Genomic DNA, 20,073 nt, shown 5'->3' on the forward strand with positions numbered 1-20,073 from the left:
CGTATCGCTTCGGGGGATAAACGGGTGACTGAACGCACGCCTTTGCCTTGGTATCTGCAGCCATTCAATCTGATGTTGGTTGTCGCCGTTCTGAGTGTCGCCCGCCTTGCAACGGGCATGAACATCGGCCTTGTAGAAGATGAGGCCTATTATCGGCTGTGGGGACTATACCCTGCTCTTGGCTATTATGATCATCCGCCCATGGTCGGCTGGTGGATTTGGCTGGGGCAGTCCCTCGTGGGCGACATTGCCCTTGGTGTGCGGCTGATCAGCATCTTGAGTGCGGCTATCGGGTCCGTATTTCTTTGGCGTACAGCAGTTCTGCTGTTCGATGAACGCGTTGCCGGATGGTCGGTCTTGCTTCTCAACGCCAGCATTCTGGTCGGAGTGGGCTCGCTGATCTCTACTCCAGATGCCCCTTCCGTGTTGTTCTGGGGCATGGCGTTGTGGGCGCTGGCTGAACTCCACCACTCGCAAAACCCATACTGGTGGCTTGTTGTCGGCGTATGTGCGGGCTTCGGACTGCTCTCCAAATACTCCGTACTCTTTCTCGGCGTGGGTATCGTGCTGTGGCTGCTCTGGGTTCCTCAAAACCGGCGCTACTTCCTCAGATGGCAGCTCTGGGCTGGAGGCGCGCTGGCTGTTCTTGTCTTTTCTCCCGTGTTGATCTGGAACGCCAACCACGAATGGATCTCTTTCACCAAGCAGTTTGGCCGGGTTGTCGCGCGCGAGTACACCCTGAAGTATATCGGCGAATACGTTGGTGCAGTTGCTGGTCTTTTAAACCCGCTGATTTTCATTCTGGCTGTTGCGGGCGCGGTGCCGTTGGTCAAACGGTTCATGCGAAAAGACAGTGTGGGCAGCCTTTTGGTGCTCACAATTCTTCCGTTCCTCGTCTACCTGACGCTGCACTCTTTTCATTCGCGCGTCCAGGGCAATTGGCCAGCGCCCCTATACCCAGCCTTTGCGTTGTTTGCCGCCTATGCCATAGCGCGTGCTTCCGCCAAGCGCGCCGCATGGCAGGAAAAGCTGGCGTTCGGTGCGCTGGGGCTCGGCTTCATCGCTGCATTCCTAGTGTACATCCACGCCCTCTCTCCGCTCTATGATGGTTTGGCTCGAAAAGACCCAACGCACCAGTTGCGCGGTTGGCAGGAGATTGGCGCGGCAGTAGAAGAACTGGCCCTTGCATCAGACGCTGAATGGGTGATCACGTCCAGCTATGGTATGACGGGGCAATTGAGCAACGCTTTGAAACGCTCCGGACTTGGCGTCTATCAGTTCAACGAGCGCTTGCGCTATGCAATGATCCCTGAGGGCCTACAAGAGCCCAAGGGCGAGCGCCTGCTCTATGTCGTAGAGGAGCGCCGGGATCGTTCATCTGAGCTGGAGAAATATTTCGAGAAAGTGGAGCGACTCACTGAGATACCCCGCAAAACGGGTAGTGCTCGCATAGAGGGAATCCGCATTTATCTTCTAGAACATCCTGAGGATACTGGTGGTTTTGTGCCGCCACCCCTCAAAAACGAGTGATATGGGAGCTATCACCTTGCGTTATCTCCTCCGTGCGTTTTAATTGAAATGCTCGGACAAGGTGAGTCCGCAAAGGCGGGGCCCCATGAAACGCATACTGCTCACCAGCTTGGAGTTTGGCACAAGCTTTGGTGTGGATCGGGCGATCTGTGATCTGATCATCGCAGGCCGCTTGTCCGCAGTGGGATGCGTTGTGACAGGCGACTTGTGGCAAAAAGAGTTCTATCAGCTGCGTGATGTTGTCTCTTGGGCCGAGCAAAACACCAAGGTCGGTGTCACCATTCGGCTGTCGAAAAGCGCAGCTCCTCTCACGCTGATGGGAGAAAGTGCCTTCGGCGCTCAGTTCCCCTCAAAACTCTGGTACTATATGCGGGCACCATTAAATCTGTTGCCCGATGAGATCTTGGAAGCAGAGATCGCTGCCCAAATTGAGCTGTTTCAACAAATCTACCTCCGTGCGCCCGCATTCATCGCACTTGATCAGGATTTGATGGCCTTCAGCGCCGTTGCGCAGCGTGTGCTCAACGTTGCATCTTTGATGAAAGCGCCAAAGCCCGCTCTGGTGGGGCCAGCAGGGGATCATGACAAGAATTCACGTTTCCATCGGGGCGCCAAGAAAGCCGGGCTGGAGACCATTTTCTCTGGCCCAACTGTGCCAGTTGACGGAGATGAAACCGATCTGCGCGAGTTTTTCTGGCATGGGCTGGACGTTCCCTTTGACCACTCAATGGTTTTTTGTCAGCCGGCTTACTCCGAGAACAAGGGCGACAAGAAAGCAATCAAAGATGAAAATGCCCGCGAGCGCCAACTGCGCTTTCTAAGCAGCGAAGAGTTTCCTTACTTGCTCAACGAAAAAGATATCTTCTTGTTTTGATTGGGGTATTCATCATAGGGGCTGGTTGCTCTGCGGCATTCATGTGTTTGTGAAGCGAAGCCAGACAAAAAACAGACGGCTTGGGTTGACTAGCATAGCTGAAATAAACAATATCCGGCTGATGCAGTGACAGCCGTCACAGATGTGCAATCTACCAAATTTCGCCACATGTTTGGGTATAACCGACAGGCAATCGTAGACTTGGGCAATTCTCGCGTTCTTCGCAGTTGACGGTAGTCCTTTTGCAGGGCGACATAGGACACAGTGTGACATGCAAGAATTCATAGAGCTTCTGAAACAGGAGCCTGATCTTTCTGTTCTACCAGACGCTTTCTCCGAAGAGCTCTCAAAGATTGTGCAGCCGATGAACGTCAAGTCAGGCACCGTGCTGTTTGAGGCAGGGGATCCTGGCAACGGGTGTTACGCACTTATTGAGGGTACGGTCAAAGTGTCGGTACTGTCTGTTGACGGCAGTGAGCAGTTGCTTGCGGTTCTGGGTCCGGGCAGTGTGGTCGGTGAGGTCGCCCTTCTTGATGATCGTCCACGCTCCGCGACGGTCACGGCGCTGAAAAACTGCCGCCTTGGATTTATCTCGAAAAATGCCTTCTATCGGTTCGCGGACGACAATCCGGTCGTTTATCGACATATGCTATCAATTGTCGCAGGTCGCCTCCGGAACTCAAATGATGCGCTGGCAGCGCGCTCATTTCTGCCGCTGACCGGTCGGGTGGCGCAGACCTTGTTGCAGCTTGCCGAAACCTTCGGCAAGGATCTTGGCGATGACAGAATCCTTATACATTATAAGCTTAGCCAGGCAGAAATCGCGAATATGGCAGGCGGCGCTCGCGAAAACGTTTCCCGAGTTTTGAACAGCTGGAAGAGAGAAGGCACAATAAGCAGGCTCTCTGGTTACTATGCTCTGGAAAAACTAGGTGTGTTACGGGCACAAGCCAAACTTTGATAAGTGAAACTGCTATGACGCAGCGCACAATAATAGTACTATAGTAGTACCTGTTGTTGCTATAAACAAAATCAAAGTGAGTAATCGCTATGCACACTGAACTCTACGACATCCGCCCGTTGGCGGAACGTAGCCCGGTTCACGCTTCTTTGGAGCATGAACACGTCAACGCTCTGGTTTCTTCTCTGGTAGAGCTTTTGGAAGATCACTCTTCCCTAAAGGAAAGACTTGCTGAGGTATCTGGTGGCGACTGGTCAGACCATGTCTATCGGATGACCCAGTTCTGGAAGACGGCGCTTTTACGCTGCCAGAGCTACACTGGCCGGCCCGCATATCTGTTTTCAAACAAGGCGCATTTGTTCCAACAGGATGATCTGGACCAATACAAGGCTTTGTTCCGCGCGGCATGCGCAAAGACCATTCCCCTGCCGGCTCAAGCGGCTGTGGTCAAGGTTGCCGACACTGTTGCAGATAGCCTCAGTCAAGCTATGTTCGGTACTCCACGGACGATGGCAGCTTAACGGTCGGTATCATCCAGACCAACGCTGCTGGAATGAGAGGAATACTGATCGAATGACAGATGCTGCTAAACAAGCAGAGGTCGAGCTGCCGGTGGGCGAGTTGACCACGCGCACGATGGCAATGCCAGCAGACACAAATGCCTCCGGCGACATTTTCGGCGGCTGGGTTGTGTCTCAGATGGATATTGCCGGGGGTATTTGTGCAGGACAGTTTGCACAGGGCCGCGTTGTTACAGTTGCCATCGACAGCATGACCTTCATCCGGCCAGTAAAGGTTGGTGACGTTTTATGTGTCTACACTGAGGTGACCAAGGTAGGCCGTAGCTCAATGGAGCTGAACATCGAAGCCTGGGCCTTGCGCCACCGCTTTGGCCATCGCGAACGCGTGACACGCGCCAAGTTCACCTTTGTGGCAGTGGATGACGAGGGACGTCCGCGCGAGATCAGCGAAGAACAGCGCAAAGCCTTTCCGGACTAGTTTGAACGGCGGTTGGGCTTAAAACGGAAGAGCCTGCGCGCTTAGAGGGCGGGCAGGCTGAGTGGCTTGCGACGAAATTTGCTTCGCAGGGCGTCATACTCACGCGGTCGGCGCAGCACTGTCTCCGCGAACAATCCCTCATCGATCACTGTCGAGCATCCCTTGCTCCACAGATTGACCAAGGTGCCATAGCGCTCAGCGCGTTCCTCTGCTGACAGGAGAGGGATTGCATCGTTCTCGGCTGGTTTGGGAAGGCGGCTCACGATGCCCTTGTGCAGCACAAGGCAATCGAGCAAATAGGCGGCTGTGAACTCACCGCGAAGATGCGCCACCGCTTCACGCAGTGCAGACGGCACATGGTCGTGAATGCGAGTTTGCCACTGGGAGTGGGGCTGTCCTGTAAGATCTAACAAATAATCCTCCATCGGTTTCCCGAGGAGGACTGGCGCAAATTCCATTTCAGTACCGCTTTGTTGCCGATCTCTCGAAGTTGCCTTCAAGTTTCAGCCGCATCCCGATTGCGGAAACCACCTTGCCCGGTAAGGCAGGTTGGCGAGGGCGCCAGCCCTTCTCTTGATGATGCATTCGGTATGCCACTGGAACTTGAATAAATCAAGACCTCGCGTCGGCGGTTTTCTATGGTCTGTGTATAGCGTCAGTGCCATCTCAGGCGACTTTAGCAGCCAAACGTCAGAGTCTCGTTAAAACTGGGCAACTTAGGGGCATTGGCCGGTTGAAGCCGCCTCTCTCCGCAGGTTTTGTGGTTCTTCCCCAAGAGTTCTTCATAGATACGCGTTGCGCACTGCAATCGGGCCTTTGCGGCAAGACGGTACCAGACAGCGCGAATGCGGGCGCCGGATAGAGCTGCCGCCCCTATGGAGAGCTAAGTCGCAGGCAAACAAAAAGGCGGTCCTGCAGGACCGCCTGGATCGTTCTTACTCGGCCAAGCCTTACAGCTCGCTAACCTTTATGGTGAGCTTTCCCTTGTTGCTGCCGTCAAATAGTTTGTTGATGGCAGTTGGGGCGTTCTCCAGACCTTCAACCACATCAAGGCGGTATTTCAACTGGCCTTTCCCGAGATACTCACCGACTTTACCCAGGATTTCCCCAAAGCGATGCCAGTGATCAGTCATCACAAAGCCTTTCATGGTAAGCCTTTTCTTGATCATGGCGCTTAACTCAGGACCAGAAGGTGCCTCTGTGGAATTGTAGGTCGAAATCAATCCACAAAGCGCGATCTTGCCGTGGGCCTTCATGTTGTAGAGCGCCGCCTGAAACGGAGCGCCGCCGACGTTTTCAAAATGGATGTCCAGACCGTCTGGGGCAAAGTCGTGAATGCCCTTCATCAGGTTGTCGGTCTTGTAGTTCAGCGCCGCATCAAAGCCGAGCTCGTCCGTCAGCCATTTACACTTCTCTTCGCTGCCTGCAATGCCGATAACCTTCAGGCCGTCGGCTTTTGCCATCTGTCCCACCAGAGAGCCTACCGAGCCGGCCGCCCCGGTAACGCATAGGGTCTGGCCCGCCTGAGGCTCCAGAATCTCCTTATAGCCACAGTAGGCTGTGGCACCCGCGAGCCCCAAAACGCCCATATAGGCATCCATTGGAACGGCCTGTGGAAGCACGTTCACTTCCTCCGGTGCTACATCAGCATACTGTGTCCACCCCAGAAAGCCTGAAACCCAGTCGCCTTCCTTCAGCTTGTCGGTCTTGCTCTGCGCCACGATGCCAGTGGCAATGCCGCGCATGGTGCTTCCAAGCGGAATTGGCGGCACATAGCTGTTTTCATCCGCACTCATCCAGCCGCGCATTGCCGGATCAAGAGAGAGGTAAACAACACGAATGCGGGCCTTGCCCTCTTCCAGCGCCTCCAGCGTTTCGGTGCGAGCTTCAAAGTCCGTTGGCTTGATGTCGCCAATTGGGCGTGCCGCCAAGAGAATGCGTTGGTTTTGCATCTATGCCTCCTATAGGTGTATCTGCATACACATTGCCATTTGCAAAAAGTTACCTCTATAGTCGATTTGGAAAGCTAAATTTGCAGAAAGTGCAAAAGTGAAATCTACCCGGTTACTCTGTTTCATCAAGACCGCAGAGCTTGGCAGCTTCTCGGCAACGGCCACAGCGTTGAACATGCAAGTGTCGTCGGTGACGCGTCATGTCACGGCACTGGAAGAGGAGCTGGGTGCGCGCTTTTTCAACCGATCACGCAAACGCATCACGTTGACTGAGGCAGGTGGCTTGTTCCTGCCATTTGCCAAGAGGATCTTGGAGGAGGAGAGGCGTGCAAGAGAAGCGGTCAACGGGCTGCAAACCGCGCCAACAGGTGAACTGACCATCAGCTGCACACGTGCTTTTGGCGAATATTGGCTTGCCGCGCGCCTGCCGAAATTCATGGAGGCCTTTCCCCATGTGCAGCTAGCGCTTCAGTTTGACGATCGCGTCATAGACCTGAGTTCAGAAGGGGTTGATCTTGCCATTCGCATTGGCGCTCTTACCGACAGTGGCTTGATCGCACTGCGAATTTTGGAAAATGAGTTTCTTTTGGTGGCGTCGCCGGACTATTTGGAGCGGCACGGGACGCCACAAACGCTGGCTGATTTGGCAAAGCTCCATGGCGTCTGGCTTGCCTACCCCAGGTGGTCGAACTTCCGCGTGCTTGGTCAAAAGGACATGGATTTGGTTCTACCGCAGCGCATCGAGCTGAACACGCCAGCCTCCATTCATCAGGTCGTCAGAAATGCGGGCGGCATTTCCGCGCTGCCAACGTGGATGGTGTCGGAGGATGTGGCGTCGGGCCGCCTTGTCCCGCTTCTCACATCCTACCGATTTTCACCTTACGAGAGTGACAACAGCGCGGTTTACGCAGTTTATCAGGAACGGCGGTTCATGCCGCCCAAAATCCGGGCCTTTCTGGATTTCCTGAAAGGGGAGGCCGCGCACACCAAGCCTAGTTGATGTGTTTGTAGGCCTCGTCACCCCAAAGCTGGTTGACACGCTGGTCACGTCCACAGCGAAAGCGGTAAAATTTGTACTTTATCGGGCTCTTTTTGTAGTAGTCCTGATGATAGTCCTCTGCGGGATAAAACATCGCGGCGCGTTCAATCGGGGTTACGATTTGCCCCTCTGCTTTGCCGGAGGCGTTAAGGGCCTGCTTGGAAGCTTGCGCTGCGCGCAATTGTTCTGCGCTTGTGGCGTAGATGGCAGTGGAATAGCTGAAGCCACGGTCACAGAACTGCCCTCCTGCATCTGTCGGGTCAACGCTGTGCCAGAACACGTCCAACAGTGTGTCGTAGCTCACCCTTTCCGAGTCGTAGGTGATCCGCACCGCCTCCCGGTGCCCTGTCCCACCCGCGGTAACCTGCTGGTAGGTTGGGTTCTGCACGGAGCCACCGATGTAACCCGACGTCGTGTCCAAAACGCCCGGCAGCTTGTCAAAGTCTGATTCAACACACCAGAAACACCCGCCTGCAAAAATGGCTGTTTGCGGCGCGGCGCTTGCTGGCGAGGCGGCAAAAAAAGATGCGGAGATCAAGGAAAGAGTGACAGCGCGGCGAAGGTTCAAGGCAAGCTCCCATTACTTGATGAAGATGGACTGGATACTACTCGCTGGGGGTACGACCGCCTAAACACCTCGGTTCACAAATGGGTGACGCTCGCAACTGGGCCGAGGTTCTCACAACTTCGGGCGAGAAACGTCAACGCCCATACTGTGAGACGTCCTGATGCGAGATTTTTCATCTCGCGAGAAGAAGGAGAGTGATGGGATGCCAGTGCAAAACAATGCAAGCCTCCAGATCATCAATGTAAACAACATTGGCTTCGGCACCATCCGGCTTCAACCGCAGGCGTATGTCAGCCAGTTTCGCTACAATCTGGAATTTGAGGACGGTCAGTTGCCCAGCATCTATTTTGCTGCCAACCCGACCGTGTCAAACAACTCAATGCGTTTGCGACCTTTACATGAGCATGGCTTCTGTCCCACTAACGGCGGTACGCGTATGTATTTTGCAGTTGCTGGTTTGCAGATGGAGAATCCTCGCAATGCTTTAAGCAGCAATCTGGAGCAGGTGACGGGGAGCATCTACAAGAGCAAGTATTATGTTTTTATAAAGCTCGGTGTCACGCAGACTGATTTCATAGCAGCGATTGCTGCCCTACAAACATCCTCAACCCAAATGTCCACGCAGGAGTTGCAGGAAGCCAACGCAGCGAAGAACGTGACCGGGGCAACTCGAACGGTCTATGTGAACGAAGGGACTTTGGCAGGCACGTTCTGGGCGCATAAGCATTCTGGTTGGGAGAGCGGCCTTATGGGTTCCAGCGCAAACAAACTCTATCGACCCATGGAACTGATGGATTTCTCGATTCAGGGTGGAGATGTGGCGCAAGCTCAAGGTGTAGGGGATCAGTACGCGAACAGTTTAAACCTCATTCCCACCGACAGCGCTAATGTGCACTCAGGCCATTCCTTGATTGATCCGGAGAAGCTGCGTGCCTACTACATTGCACGGGCTGATCCAGCGGGCACGGGTAACATCACAGGCACAGAGATTTGGAACAACCTGTTTCGGTTGGGACAGTACCAGCAGTTTCACTCGCTCTATGCCAATAACGGGCAGGTATCGAGAACGGAAATTGTACCTGGGTCCCAAACCTTCCCCTTAAGCATGTTCCGCTACTACCCAAGCTATAACCGCAATATTGACACAGCGACCATGTCAACGACACAGCGACAGTACATTTGTTCGCTGATCGGAGGTTTTGTGAACAACTGACGGTAATCAGGGTTGCCCCCAAACCACTAGGTTAAAGAGCGGCAATTTCCTCGTTTTGATAGATCGCAAGGCCCTCAGCCGGGTGCGCTGCGACTTCGATCATCGCTTTGGCGACTTGTTCTGCCGCAATCGGGCGGTAGCGTTTGAGCGGGCCCAACAGGAACAAGCCCAAAGGGCTCAAGATCGCTGCCGCAAGGCTCTCCTTCAGGCGGTACTCATTGCGCTCCCCGATCAGAAGCGAGGGACGAAAAATGCTTGTCCGCGGAAATCCAAGGTCGGCGACCGCCTGCTCAACTTCCCCTTTGGTACGTAGATAAGCGCTACGGCTTCCCGGGTTTGCGCCGAGAGAAGACACCAGGAGCAAGTGCGTCACCCCATTGCCGCGCGCAATCTGTGCCAAGGTATGAACCAAGGTGAAATCAACGGCCTGGAACGCCTCCCGTGAGCCTGCCTTCTTGTGGGTGGTGCCAAGGCATGAAAACGCGTCATCGCCCCTGATGAGCGTGTTAAGAGCATTTGTATTGGCAAAATCTACGAGATGTTCGTCCAGCTTGGCATGTTCGATGCCAAGAGAGCGGCGCACAAGCACTGTAACCTTGTGGTAGCTCTCATTTGCCAACAAATGGCGCACCAGGTTTGAGCCAATCAATCCACTTGCGCCAAACACAATGGCGGTTTTCTCAGTCATATCGGCTCCTTCATAAAGGGGCATCTCAACGGCGGGTGAGGATGTCTGTTCTAAACTTGGGGTTTAGGCTGGGTTCCTGCAACGAAAAAGTATGGCCTGCGACCCACGAAAAAGGGCGCCCCGAGAGACGCCCTAAATCAGTCAGCTCAGCTGCGGCTTCGTTAGAAGCCCATGCCGCCCCCTGATCTTGTCCTTGGACAAGTCGAGCCTTCAAATGCATGGCGGCAAGCCACGAAAAAGGGCGCCCCGAGAGACGCCCTAAATCAGTCAGCTGAGCTGAGACTTCCTTAGAAGCCCATGCCGCCCCCTGATCTTGTCCTTGGACAAGTCGCGCCTTCAAAGGCATGGCGGCAAGCCACGAAAAAGGGCGCCCCTAGGGACGCCCTAAATCAGTCAGCTGAGCTGAGGCTTCCTTAGAAGCCCATGCCGCCCCCTGATCTTGTCCTTGGACAAGTCAAACCTGCAAAGGCATGGCGGCAAGCCACGAAAAAGGGCGCCCCGAGGGACGCCCTAAATCAGTCAGCTGAGCTGAGACTTCCTTAGAAGCCCATGCCGCCCATGCCGCCCATGTCGCCGCCACCCATTGGAGGCATTGGGGAGTCCTTCTTAGGAAGTTCGCCAACCATTGCTTCTGTGGTGATCAGCAGGCCGGAAACGGATGCTGCATCCTGCAGAGCTGTACGAACAACCTTGGTTGGGTCGATGATGCCGGCCTCAACCATGTTCACGTACTCTTCGGTCTGAGCATTGAAGCCGAAGTTGCCGTCGGTGTTTTCCATAACCTTGCCAACTACGATGGAGCCTTCAACACCAGCGTTTTCAGCGATCTGACGGATTGGAGCTTCCAGAGCGCGCAGAACGATCTTGATACCAGCTTCAATGTCAGCGTTGTCGGAATGCAGCTTTGCAACAGCATCCTTCGCACGCAGAAGAGCGGTACCACCACCTGGTACGATGCCTTCTTCAACCGCTGCGCGGGTTGCGTTCAGAGCATCGTCGATGCGGTCCTTGCGCTCCTTAACTTCGATTTCGGTTGCACCGCCAACGCGGATAACTGCAACACCGCCAGCAAGCTTTGCAAGACGCTCCTGCAGCTTTTCGCGGTCGTAATCGGAAGTGGTTTCTTCGATCTGAGCCTTGATCTGAGCAACGCGTGCTTCGATGTCGCCCTTGTCGCCAGCGCCGTCAACGATGGTGGTGTTTTCCTTGGAGATGTTTACCTTCTCAGCAGTGCCCAGCATGTCGATGGTGACGTTTTCCAGCTTGATGCCCAGATCTTCAGAGATCACGGTACCACCGGTCAGGATCGCGATGTCTTCGAGCATTGCCTTGCGGCGGTCGCCGAAGCCAGGAGCCTTTACAGCAGCAATCTTCAGGCCGCCGCGCAGCTTGTTGACAACCAGAGTTGCCAGAGCTTCACCTTCAACGTCTTCTGCAATGATGAGCAGAGGACGGGAAGACTGAACAGCGCTTTCAAGGATTGGAAGCAGAGGCTGAAGGTTGGAAAGCTTCTTCTCGTGGAGAAGGATCAGTGGCTTTTCCAGGTCAGCGATCATCTTTTCAGCGTTGGTTACGAAGTATGGAGACAGGTAACCACGGTCGAACTGCATGCCTTCTACGACTTCCAGTTCGGTTTCCAGAGACTTGGCTTCTTCTACGGTGATAACACCTTCGTTGCCAACGCGCTGCATTGCTTCTGCAATGTCTTTACCAACCTGCTCGTCGCCGTTAGCGGAGATGGTGCCAACCTGAGCAACTTCGTCAGAAGTGGAGATCGCCTTGGAGCGTGCTTCCAGATCTGCAACAGCTGCAGCAGCAGCCAGATCAACGCCGCGCTTCAGGTCCATTGGGTTCATGCCAGCCGCAACAGCCTTGGCACCTTCCTTGACGATTGCCTGAGCCAGAACGGTTGCAGTTGTTGTACCATCACCAGCGATGTCGTTGGTCTTGGAAGCAACTTCACGCACCATCTGTGCGCCCATGTTTTCGAACTTGTCTTCCAGTTCGATTTCCTTCGCCACGGAAACACCATCCTTGGTGATGCGTGGTGCGCCGAAGGACTTGTCCAGAACAACGTTACGGCCCTTAGGACCGAGCGTTACCTTTACAGCGTTTGCGAGGATGTCTACGCCCTTGAGCATCTTGTCGCGGGCTTCGGAACCAAACTTGACTTCTTTAGCAGCCATCAGTCTTGTCTCACTCTAAAATTCGTTGAAATTGAAGGATTTGGATCGGACAAATGGGGGGCGAATTACGCCACTACGCCCATGATGTCGGATTCCTTCATGATCAGCAGATCTTCACCGTCGATCTTGACTTCGGTGCCGGACCACTTGCCGAACAGAACGCGATCACCAGCCTTAACGTCGAGAGCGATCAGCTCACCGTTATCCTTGCGTGCGCCTGGGCCTACTGCAAGAATCTCGCCTTCCTGAGGCTTTTCCTTAGCGGTGTCTGGGATGATGATGCCACCAGCAGTCTTTTCTTCAGACTCGATGCGGCGAACGACTACGCGGTCGTGTAGCGGACGAAACTTCATCTTGGTTCTTCCTCTCATGCGGGGCGTCCCTCTTAGGCAACGCCGGAACGCAACTGTGAAACTTGTGTTTTGAGAGTTCGCGGAGCGAGCTCCGCAGCAATTAGCACTCCCTCATGCAGAGTGCTAACAGCCAATGCGGATGTAGTTTTAGGGCACGTCAGTGTCAAGAACGCTTCCGGAAAATTTTTAAAATAATCGCGCAAGTGCGCGGGCCGGAATGGACACCGAGGTTGAGGGAATGTGCGCTTCAAACGTGACAAAACCGTGATGCATCACGAAAATTGCGTAGATGCACCACCTTAGATTCAACGGGGGACGGTTTGGGTTATTCTACTGGGCCATTCATGGAGAATGGCAGTTCGAAGGACCCGGTTTTGTTGGAGTTCAGGTCGTTGATTCGAACCATGAGTGTGTAGTCACCTTCTTGCAGACCCTGCAGGCCGAATTGGAGTGACGTCTGGAACTCGTGTACCCGTTTGCGGCTGCTGTTTTGCAGTTGCGCGAAATCTTTCTGAGAAGCGAGGATTTGACCGGTCATGTTGCGCAGCTCAAAATCAACGCTAAGGTTGATGTTATAGGCGCCATCTGCCTCGCGAAATGCGTAGCCGACAGGTTCAGCGTAAACGATGATTGGCTCATTCTGATCGAAGACCGCTGCGTCAACGGGATCAAAATCGCCGTATCCTTGCGCCGCGGCCTTTGCAAAGGTCTTTTCAGTAAAGCTGAGGGGGGATTGGTCCCACGCGTTTTGGAACACCTGCTGCGCGCTCGCTAAGCTGTTAGATGGCTCAGTGCCTGCGGTCTCGGAAGCTTGAGCCGGACTCAAGGCAAGCATGGCCAACAGTGCGGGCACAGCCGCATACTTCACAGTGTTCTTTTTTGCTACCAGGTCGCGTGGCATCCCTAAGCCCCCTTAAAACCAACGGCGTCGGTTTTGAATAGTCTTGGGCGGTGCATATACCGCTTAAACCTAGACAGCACAATAACCTAGGACAATTTGAAGGGCTTAGGTGGGAGGGGTGGTTAACAGGCCTGACGTTCAGCCCACGATTGTTTTTTGCGATAAATGGTTGAAGGGCTGATTTCCAGAGCTGCGGCAGCCTGTGCGATGTTGCCTTCAAAAACGGCGAGTGCGTTTTCAATGATGCGCTTTTCCTGCGACCAGAGCGGCTCAACTGAGCTGAACCGTTCAGATATGGTTTTGCGCATGTCGAGCGGGTCATCTAGCGGCGTAAAACCAACCTTTTCAGCAGGGCGAAGGTGCGCGGGCAGCATGTCCGCCGTAACTGCCAGACTGTCGTGCATGACGGTAATCTGGCGGATCGTGTTTTCCAGCTCGCGTACATTCCCCGGCCAGTTATAGGCCCGCATCAGTGCCTCCGCATCGGCCGTGAAGCCTTGAAAGCGCTTGCTTTCTTCGCCTGCAGAGCGGAGCAGGAAGGTTTTTGCAAGCTCAATCACATCGTCCTGGCGCTCACGGAGAGGCGGAAGGTGGATCGGCAAGACATGGAGGCGATAGAACAGATCTTCCCGAAAACGGCCTTCATGAACTTCAACAAGCGGGTTGCGGTTGGTTGCGCAGATAATGCGCACATCCACCTTGCGAAGAGAGGTTTCTCCAACGCGCTGATAAGTCCCGGTTTGCAGGAAGCGCAACAGCTTGGTTTGCAGCTTCAGATCCAACTCACCGATTTCATCCAGAAATAGAGTGCCGCCATCGGCCAGTTCAGCTGCACCTCGGCGATTTTCAGTCGCGCCAGTGAAAGCGCCGCGAACATGGCCGAAAATTTCGCTTTCCATAAGCTCGTGAGGAATGGCAGCGCAATTGATGGCGATGAAAGGCTTGGAGCTGCGCGGAGATCGGTTGTGAAGGGCTTGGGCTGCCAGCTCTTTGCCCGTGCCGGACTCTCCGGTAATGAACACAGGCGCTGAGGAGCCAGCCATTTTCGTAATCTGGTCGTAGACCGCTCTCATGGTGTCACAGGAGCCAACAAAACGCTCAAAACGACATTCTGAGACTTGCGGTACCTTGGAAGCCGGTGGAGCAGGGCGTTTCGCCGGCGCGGACTTGCGTCGCCGCCTGGTGGACAGGTGCGCCTCCAGCTTGTCGGAAAGCGCCTTTTGCGAAAACGGCTTGATGATGAAATCGTGAGCGCCAGCGCTCATGGAGCCTAGTGCACGGGACACGGAGCCCTTGCTGCTCATGGCCAGCAGGATAGCCTCCGGACAGGCCATCGTGATGTCCACGAGTGCTTCTTCCCCGCCAAGCTTTTCAAGATCCACCAGAACAACGTCAACGGCGGCAACGCTCAGCTGATCAATCAGCGCATTGCCTTCTTGAAACAGGAGCGGCGTCTCGTCGATGAACCCCGTGCCTTGCAACAGTTTTGCCGTTTGCGCGGCACTGGCGAGGTTTTGGTCCAGCACACATGCGGAAAACCCATGCATACCACTTGTGTAGCTTCCCATAACGCGGGGGACCTCCATGCTTTGGCCATTTGAAATTCATTAGGTGCCTATTGCATGGGCTAAGTTTCTAAAAACAGGGTAAACAAAGTGTTGCCAGAACAAGTCTAGACTCCTGTTTTGGCTTGAAAACTCCCGATACAGCGAAAAAATGAAGGAAGCTAGGGGGATGCGGCGGCACAATTTGCGTAAACGTCGCTGCCGCCATTGCGTTCAATGCCAACGCCCAGCTCATTGAGTGAAACATAAAGCTGCTGAGTGAAGGCTGTTTGGCCGAGTTGTTGTCGCAAGATACATTGCGGATGCGCAAAAATTTCCGGCTCTGTGGCCCGCAGCGCATTTGCGAGCTGCTCCACTTCGTCGTCCTCGCCTTTTGCATCTGCCACAAGAATTTTCACCAGCCAAGCCAGAGGGTAGCTCTCTGGCCTTAAGCGCAGACCTGTTGTGTAGGCCTCATCGCTGCGCCCTCGGGAGTAATATGCCAATGCCAGAAGCGCATCAAACCGGTCTGGGTAAGTGATGTTTGGCGTGGTGATGGAGTTGAGGACTGTAATTGCCTCTTCCCAGTCGTTAAGGATCAAGAGCTGCTGGCCGTAGTCGGAAAGCACTGTTGGATCGAACTGGTTGAGCTGCATCGCGTTCTGACCGCGCACGCGGGCTTCCTCAAGTTCGCCTTGAGCAAGTGCATGTAGCATCTGTGTTGACTGGTATTGGGAGGTGAGCTTGCTTGCAGGCTGTATCCGGTCGATCAGAATCTCAGCGCGTTTTATCTCCTCGCCGCTGCTGCTGCCCTCAAGAATAGCGCGCAAAAGCAAGATGTTTGCCGAAGCAAGCAGGGCCGGGTCAAAGTCTGGATGGTCTCTCGTCAGCTTGGTCAGGCAATCTTCAATGTCCCGGATCTCATGGGGATATGCAAACCGGTTGGCCACCACATACTCGGCGTCCACAACGCAGCTGCGCCCGCGATAGGGGGTCAGGCTGTAGGCGCTGGAGTTGCGGTCAACCTGCGGGCGCAACATGTCCGGGCTCATCATGGCCTGCACCGCAGAGCGCACGAGTTGAGCGCGCGTTTGCCACGGTGATATCGCTATGGAGCCCTTCGAGTTGAACCGCCGACGGATAAACGGGATGCTGCTTTCTGGCTCATCTACGCGAAACGAAAATGCCGTGGTCCCGTTATGCGCATAGTAGATGGCACCGGAGATAATCTGCGCGCCTTCCTCTTCTGCGGAAAAGGCTTCTTTTGCCATCGGCATCCGTTGAACTGTAGACTTCAGCAGGCCTTTGATCTCTTGAGCGGACTGAACCATTTCGGTGCGTGTTGAGCCAGAAGCAATTTGATCAACAAAAAGGCTGGGCATGGAGATCGCACCCGGCGTAAAGACAATGGTTTCGTGACTTTCGCCGTAAAGATAGCTGAACAACGCCTGGCCGGGCTTGCTGAGAACCGCAGCTACAACCAGCAACATCAGCACCAGCATGGACAAGCCGATACTTAGAGCCAGCCGTTGCCTGTAGAGTTTTTGCTGCTTGCCCAACAGATAGGCGACTGTGTCGTGGCCGCCGCCTCCGGGCAAGGTGGACACGGGCGAATGCACCGCTTGCTGGACTTCGTGTGTCTGACTGGGCGCGGGGTCATCACGCCTCGTGAACTGGGGCGAATACGTTCCAACCGGCATGGCGATGTGAATGGGATCATTGCGCCCACTGCCATTGTAGTATTCCTCAAGCCGTTTTCGAAGCCGGGATGCTTCCACTCGGACGATCGGATCGTTTGCCGGATTGAACGAGGAAGGGCGCCCCAAAGCTGTGGTCGCAATCGTGTAGCCTTTGATCAGGTGACCTTCGCCACCCAGTTTGGCCTCAACAATAAATCGGAGAAACTGACGCAGTTGACTAACTGAGTTGAATTCATCACTGCCAAGAATGCGCTCTAAAGCATCGCGAATTTCTTTTTCCAAGATTTCCGCAGGTTCAGCGGGCTTCGCATCGGCACTCTGCCCATGCGGTAACTCTTTTAATTCCGCAAAACCATTAGTTTGGTCCATACAAGTGGCCTGTTTTCATTCTTATATTTGCATGATGTAGACTTGCAGCGATCCTAAACCACCCTGTGCATCATCACCACATTTTATGTCTTTATCATTTAAGCAGATGAAATTTACGCAAAATTGCGGAAAAAAAGTGATGAACTCTCCGTCAGCTTTCCCCGTTAAATTTTAAACCTTGAAATACTAGGGATGTTACGGGGGACAACGCTGGTTTTCCCCCCAATTAAAGCGCTTGGGATTCGAACGTGTCGTGCAAATGCGGCAAAATCCCTGCACATTGGGCGCGATTCGACGCAGGGTATTAAAAAACGGTATGACCAGGTCAGCGACACTCTTTATTTTTGGATGCATGATGATTGTGGCCGTCTCATGTGGACTGGTCCTGGTATTCCAATTTCAGCGTCCTTTTGGGGAGGCTGCTGCGGTATCTCTGGCCTTGATGTGCACCATGATGGTCATTCATCTGGTCATGTCTCGCACGCAAGAGAAAGACGATATCGCTGATACGGTTGAGCGACTGGAAGACCGCCTTTCAGAAATTGATGATGATGTGGTTAACCTCGAAGGTCGCATGAGCGGTATGGAGACAAACCTGCCACACCGCACCCGTCAGGAAATCGACCCGTTGTTTGCTGAGGTGGAGGTTATCGGCACGCTGGTAAAGCAGATGGCGGAAGCCATGGCCGACATCGAGACGCGTGTTGAAGATCAATCGGCAGCAACAGCGGCATTGGCTGGCGCCTATCCCGCGCAACAGGCCTTGCCAAATGCGCAGGCCCAGATTGCTCAACATCCGGCAGCAGTTCAGCCACAGCCTGCAGCCTATCAGCAGCAGCCAGCAATGGCTGGAGGTGGTGTAGCGGAAGCGGTTGCAGAAGCACAGGTGCACGCCCAAGCCCAAGCCCAAGCTGCGCAGTCTCAACCTGCTCCGGAAGCAGTACAATCAGCTCCTCGCCGACCAGACCCGCGTATTCCACGCCCGGATCCCGCCATGGCGGCAGAAATCAGCGCCGCGCTGGATGCTGGCCGCGTTGATCTGTATCTGCAACCCATCGTGACGCTGCCGCAGCGCAGGGTTCGCTACTACGAAGCTTTAAGTCGCCTGCGCCGTCTGGATGGCGAAACACTGGAACCTGTCGAGTTTCTTGCAGAGGCAGAACGCACTGGTCAGATGCCTGCCATCGACAACCTGCTGCTGTTCCGCTCCTTGCAGATTTTGAAGCGCCTATCCTCACGCAGCCGAGAGGCCGGTCTTTTCTGCAATCTTTCGCCAGCAACCTTGGTGGATGAGGACTTCTTCCCCGGCTTCCTAGAGTTTGTACGTGCCAACGAGAGCTACTCTGACCTGCTGATCTTTGAGTTTTCTCAGGCGCATGTTGCGTCCATGGGTCTCCTTGAGAACGAGAGCCTTGCCGCGCTGGCTGATCTTGGTTTCCGTTTTTCCGTGGACCAGATCACGGACCTTCGTATGGACTTCCGCGGGCTTGCGGACAAGGGGTTCCGCTTTGCCAAACTCAACGCGGCGCGCTTGCTGCAACGAGATGACAGTTTGGCCCAAGGCAATATTCACCCGGCAGACTTCGGCAGCTTGTTGCAGCGTTATGGCATCGAGCTGATTGCGGACCATGTGGAGCAAGAGGGTGAAGTGACCGAGCTGCTGGATATGGACATCCGCTGCGCTCAAGGCTTCCTGTTTTCGCCGCCTCGTCCAGTGCGAGCAGACATTTTGCAGGGGGCGCCAAATCCACGCCCTATAAAACGCGCTCAGGCCGGATAACGCAGAAAGTTACCCGGCCTGGCATTGTTCAGTTCGTCAAAAAGAGGCGCTTACTGGCCCGCTGCGTTTGCCTCATCGCCGAAGGGGCCTACGGTCACAATGGCGGGCTCAACCCCACTCAGAAGCTTTTTCGAGACAGCCTTTACGTCGTCAAGCGTAACTTCGTTGATCAAGTCGTTGCGCGTGTTGATGTAGTCGATGCCAAGCTCCTCGGTCTGAATTCCAACCAACTGGTTTGCGATGGCGCTGGAACTGTCGAAACGCAGCGCATAGGAGCCGGTGAGGAATGCCTTGGCCTTGGTTAACTCATCCTCTGTTGGTCCTTCTTCCGCAAGACGCACCAACTGCTGTTTGATCAAATCGACAGCGAGGGGTGCCTTGTCGCCTGCTGTACCCGTTGAGCCCATCCAAAGAGCGGTATGCTGGCGTGGTACCAGATACGAGCCAACCCCGTACGCAAGGCCGCGCTTTTCCCGGATTTCTTCATAAAGCCAAGAGGAGAACGTGCCGCCGCCCATTATGTGATTGGCGATAAAGGCATTTACGAAGTCAGGGTCGCTGCGCTTCAAGCCCGGCAGCGCAAACATGATGGAGGTCTGCGGGGTGTCGAAAGCAATGTGCTCGACAACGCCGGTTTGGGGCTCCACATCCTCAATGGTCGTCAGATTGCCAGTCTCAGGCAAGCCACCGAACACCTTGTCTAGAAGCGGTGCAAGGTCTTCTGCACTGATGGCCCCAACAACGCCCACGGTCAGACCATCACGGGCAAAGATCTTTTTGTGCTGGTCCGCAAGATCATCTGCTGTCAGAGTTGTCACTGTTTCCAAGGTGCCGCTGCTGGGCCAGCCGTAAGGATGGTCAGGGAACAGGGCTTTGGAAAAGGCCAGTCCGGCTACGGAGTCCGGGCGCTTTAGAGAGCGCTCAATTCCAGCAAGAGCCTTAGCCTTCATCCGTTCAAGAGGCTGCTGGTCAAATCGAGGGCTTGTCAGTGCGGCATGGACGAGGGCACTGGTCTCGTCTTTGTTTGCCGCAAGCGTCTTGTAAGACCCATAAAAGTAATCTCGGCCCGCCGAGAACGACAGTTCCATGGTTAGGTCTTCCAGCTTTTGCTGAAATGCCTGCGAGTCCATCTCTCCGGCACCCTCATCCAGCATTGTGGTAAGGAGGGAGGTCAGACCAAGCTTGTCCCCGGGGTCTTGCGAAGTGCCGCCCTCAAAGGCGAAATCCATAGCAATGATTGGAACTGTATAGTCCTCGACAAGCCATGCCTTGATCCCGCCGGGGCTTTCGACTTCCTGAATCTCAATGGCCGCAGCAGGTGTTGCTGTCACGCCTGCAAGGAAACCAAGGCCAACGATCGTCCCAACCGCACCTGCGCGCAGAGACTTCCATACATTTTTGATGTTGTGATACATG

General features: G+C 54.6%; 18 protein-coding genes and 1 riboswitch. Of the genes, 8 read left to right on the forward strand and 10 right to left on the reverse strand.

Annotated features, from left to right (window positions below):
- Positions 1–24: 24 nt before the first annotated feature.
- From Q3Y58_RS05205 to Q3Y58_RS05225, 5 genes are all read left to right on the forward strand, one after another.
- Positions 25–1,530 carry a glycosyltransferase family 39 protein gene (locus Q3Y58_RS05205; protein WP_319621326.1) on the forward strand — a complete coding sequence of 502 codons (1,506 nt, stop codon included), beginning with the start codon at positions 25–27 and terminating at the stop codon, positions 1,528–1,530.
- An 85-nt stretch (positions 1,531–1,615) separates the two neighbouring features.
- Complete coding sequence (locus Q3Y58_RS05210) at positions 1,616–2,404, forward strand: ChbG/HpnK family deacetylase (protein WP_319621327.1); 789 nt, start codon at positions 1,616–1,618, stop codon at positions 2,402–2,404.
- 271 nt (positions 2,405–2,675) lie between these two features.
- Positions 2,676–3,365 (forward strand): Crp/Fnr family transcriptional regulator, encoded by a 690-nt coding sequence (locus Q3Y58_RS05215; RefSeq protein ID WP_274219516.1) that lies wholly within the window; start codon positions 2,676–2,678, stop codon positions 3,363–3,365.
- 89 nt (positions 3,366–3,454) lie between these two features.
- Positions 3,455–3,886, forward strand: a complete 432-nt coding sequence (locus Q3Y58_RS05220) for a globin family protein (RefSeq protein WP_319621328.1) — start codon at positions 3,455–3,457, stop codon at positions 3,884–3,886.
- A gap of 52 nt (positions 3,887–3,938) precedes the next feature.
- Complete coding sequence (locus Q3Y58_RS05225; protein WP_319621330.1) at positions 3,939–4,364, forward strand: acyl-CoA thioesterase; 426 nt, start codon at positions 3,939–3,941, stop codon at positions 4,362–4,364.
- A 41-nt stretch (positions 4,365–4,405) separates the two neighbouring features.
- Here Q3Y58_RS05225 and Q3Y58_RS05230 read toward each other — a convergent pair whose 3' ends face one another.
- Together Q3Y58_RS05230 and Q3Y58_RS05235 are read right to left on the reverse strand one after the other, a co-directional pair.
- Positions 4,406–4,777, reverse strand: a complete 372-nt coding sequence (locus Q3Y58_RS05230; protein WP_319621331.1) for a hypothetical protein — start codon at positions 4,775–4,777, stop codon at positions 4,406–4,408.
- Between the two features lie 46 nt (positions 4,778–4,823).
- Positions 4,824–4,949: riboswitch (SAM-I-IV-variant riboswitch) on the reverse strand.
- A gap of 365 nt (positions 4,950–5,314) precedes the next feature.
- A complete protein-coding gene (locus Q3Y58_RS05235; RefSeq protein ID WP_319621333.1) occupies positions 5,315–6,316 on the reverse strand; it encodes an NADP-dependent oxidoreductase in 1,002 nt (333 codons plus the stop codon).
- 97 nt (positions 6,317–6,413) lie between these two features.
- Between Q3Y58_RS05235 and Q3Y58_RS05240 the strand changes: the two genes are divergently transcribed.
- A complete protein-coding gene (locus tag Q3Y58_RS05240; protein WP_319621334.1) occupies positions 6,414–7,316 on the forward strand; it encodes a LysR family transcriptional regulator in 903 nt (300 codons plus the stop codon).
- On the opposite strand, the gene msrA is transcribed toward Q3Y58_RS05240, so the two are convergent.
- On the reverse strand, positions 7,309–7,923 hold the full coding sequence (gene msrA / locus Q3Y58_RS05245; protein WP_319621335.1) for a peptide-methionine (S)-S-oxide reductase MsrA: 615 nt from the start codon (positions 7,921–7,923) through the stop codon (positions 7,309–7,311). The genes Q3Y58_RS05240 and msrA overlap by 8 nt on opposite strands.
- Before the next feature lie 160 nt (positions 7,924–8,083).
- On the opposite strand from msrA, the gene Q3Y58_RS05250 reads away from it, so the two are divergent.
- Entirely contained in the window at positions 8,084–9,136 is a 1,053-nt protein-coding gene (locus tag Q3Y58_RS05250) for a hypothetical protein (protein WP_319621336.1), read from the forward strand.
- Positions 9,137–9,167: 31 nt separating this feature from the next.
- Here the strand turns inward: Q3Y58_RS05250 and Q3Y58_RS05255 are convergent, their stop codons facing one another.
- The 6 genes from Q3Y58_RS05255 to Q3Y58_RS05280 all read right to left on the reverse strand — a co-directional run bounded on the left by Q3Y58_RS05255 (position 9,168) and on the right by Q3Y58_RS05280 (position 16,877).
- Positions 9,168–9,824 carry an NAD(P)H-binding protein gene (locus Q3Y58_RS05255; RefSeq protein ID WP_319621337.1) on the reverse strand — a complete coding sequence of 219 codons (657 nt, stop codon included), beginning with the start codon at positions 9,822–9,824 and terminating at the stop codon, positions 9,168–9,170.
- A gap of 539 nt (positions 9,825–10,363) precedes the next feature.
- Positions 10,364–12,010, reverse strand: coding sequence for a chaperonin GroEL (gene groL / locus Q3Y58_RS05260; RefSeq protein WP_274219507.1), 1,647 nt, complete (start codon positions 12,008–12,010; stop codon positions 10,364–10,366).
- 65 nt (positions 12,011–12,075) lie between these two features.
- Positions 12,076–12,363 carry a co-chaperone GroES gene (gene groES, locus Q3Y58_RS05265; protein WP_274219586.1) on the reverse strand — a complete coding sequence of 96 codons (288 nt, stop codon included), beginning with the start codon at positions 12,361–12,363 and terminating at the stop codon, positions 12,076–12,078.
- A gap of 325 nt (positions 12,364–12,688) precedes the next feature.
- Entirely contained in the window at positions 12,689–13,264 is a 576-nt protein-coding gene (locus tag Q3Y58_RS05270; RefSeq protein ID WP_319621338.1) for a hypothetical protein, read from the reverse strand.
- Positions 13,265–13,386: 122 nt separating this feature from the next.
- Positions 13,387–14,832, reverse strand: coding sequence for a sigma-54 dependent transcriptional regulator (locus Q3Y58_RS05275; RefSeq protein ID WP_319621339.1), 1,446 nt, complete (start codon positions 14,830–14,832; stop codon positions 13,387–13,389).
- Positions 14,833–14,990: 158 nt separating this feature from the next.
- Entirely contained in the window at positions 14,991–16,877 is a 1,887-nt protein-coding gene (locus Q3Y58_RS05280; protein WP_319621340.1) for a tetratricopeptide repeat protein, read from the reverse strand.
- Between the two features lie 451 nt (positions 16,878–17,328).
- Between Q3Y58_RS05280 and Q3Y58_RS05285 the strand changes: the two genes are divergently transcribed.
- Positions 17,329–18,657 carry an EAL domain-containing protein gene (locus Q3Y58_RS05285; protein ID WP_319621342.1) on the forward strand — a complete coding sequence of 443 codons (1,329 nt, stop codon included), beginning with the start codon at positions 17,329–17,331 and terminating at the stop codon, positions 18,655–18,657.
- A 50-nt stretch (positions 18,658–18,707) separates the two neighbouring features.
- Here the strand turns inward: Q3Y58_RS05285 and Q3Y58_RS05290 are convergent, their stop codons facing one another.
- Positions 18,708–20,072, reverse strand: a complete 1,365-nt coding sequence (locus Q3Y58_RS05290; protein WP_319621343.1) for a M16 family metallopeptidase — start codon at positions 20,070–20,072, stop codon at positions 18,708–18,710.
- Between the last annotated feature and the right edge of the window lies 1 nt (position 20,073).

The sequence above is a fragment of the Nesiotobacter zosterae genome, from assembly GCF_033843645.1.
GTDB classification, from domain to species: domain Bacteria; phylum Pseudomonadota; class Alphaproteobacteria; order Rhizobiales; family Stappiaceae; genus Pseudovibrio; species Pseudovibrio zosterae.

Coding starts and splice junctions, on each gene's coding strand:
- Q3Y58_RS05210 (WP_319621327.1), top strand. CDS start 1,616: ATGAAACGCATACTGCTCACCAGCTTGGAGTTTGGCACAAGCTTTGGT.
- Q3Y58_RS05215 (WP_274219516.1), top strand. CDS start 2,676: ATGCAAGAATTCATAGAGCTTCTGAAACAGGAGCCTGATCTTTCTGTT.
- Q3Y58_RS05220 (WP_319621328.1), top strand. CDS start 3,455: ATGCACACTGAACTCTACGACATCCGCCCGTTGGCGGAACGTAGCCCG.
- Q3Y58_RS05225 (WP_319621330.1), top strand. CDS start 3,939: ATGACAGATGCTGCTAAACAAGCAGAGGTCGAGCTGCCGGTGGGCGAG.
- Q3Y58_RS05235 (WP_319621333.1), bottom strand. CDS start 6,316: ATGCAAAACCAACGCATTCTCTTGGCGGCACGCCCAATTGGCGACATC.
- Q3Y58_RS05250 (WP_319621336.1), top strand. CDS start 8,084: ATGCGAGATTTTTCATCTCGCGAGAAGAAGGAGAGTGATGGGATGCCA.
- Q3Y58_RS05255 (WP_319621337.1), bottom strand. CDS start 9,824: ATGACTGAGAAAACCGCCATTGTGTTTGGCGCAAGTGGATTGATTGGC.
- groL (WP_274219507.1), bottom strand. CDS start 12,010: ATGGCTGCTAAAGAAGTCAAGTTTGGTTCCGAAGCCCGCGACAAGATG.
- groES (WP_274219586.1), bottom strand. CDS start 12,363: ATGAAGTTTCGTCCGCTACACGACCGCGTAGTCGTTCGCCGCATCGAG.
- Q3Y58_RS05270 (WP_319621338.1), bottom strand. CDS start 13,264: ATGCCACGCGACCTGGTAGCAAAAAAGAACACTGTGAAGTATGCGGCT.
- Q3Y58_RS05275 (WP_319621339.1), bottom strand. CDS start 14,832: ATGGGAAGCTACACAAGTGGTATGCATGGGTTTTCCGCATGTGTGCTG.
- Q3Y58_RS05280 (WP_319621340.1), bottom strand. CDS start 16,877: ATGGACCAAACTAATGGTTTTGCGGAATTAAAAGAGTTACCGCATGGG.
- Q3Y58_RS05285 (WP_319621342.1), top strand. CDS start 17,329: ATGATGGTCATTCATCTGGTCATGTCTCGCACGCAAGAGAAAGACGAT.
- Q3Y58_RS05290 (WP_319621343.1), bottom strand. CDS start 20,072: ATGTATCACAACATCAAAAATGTATGGAAGTCTCTGCGCGCAGGTGCG.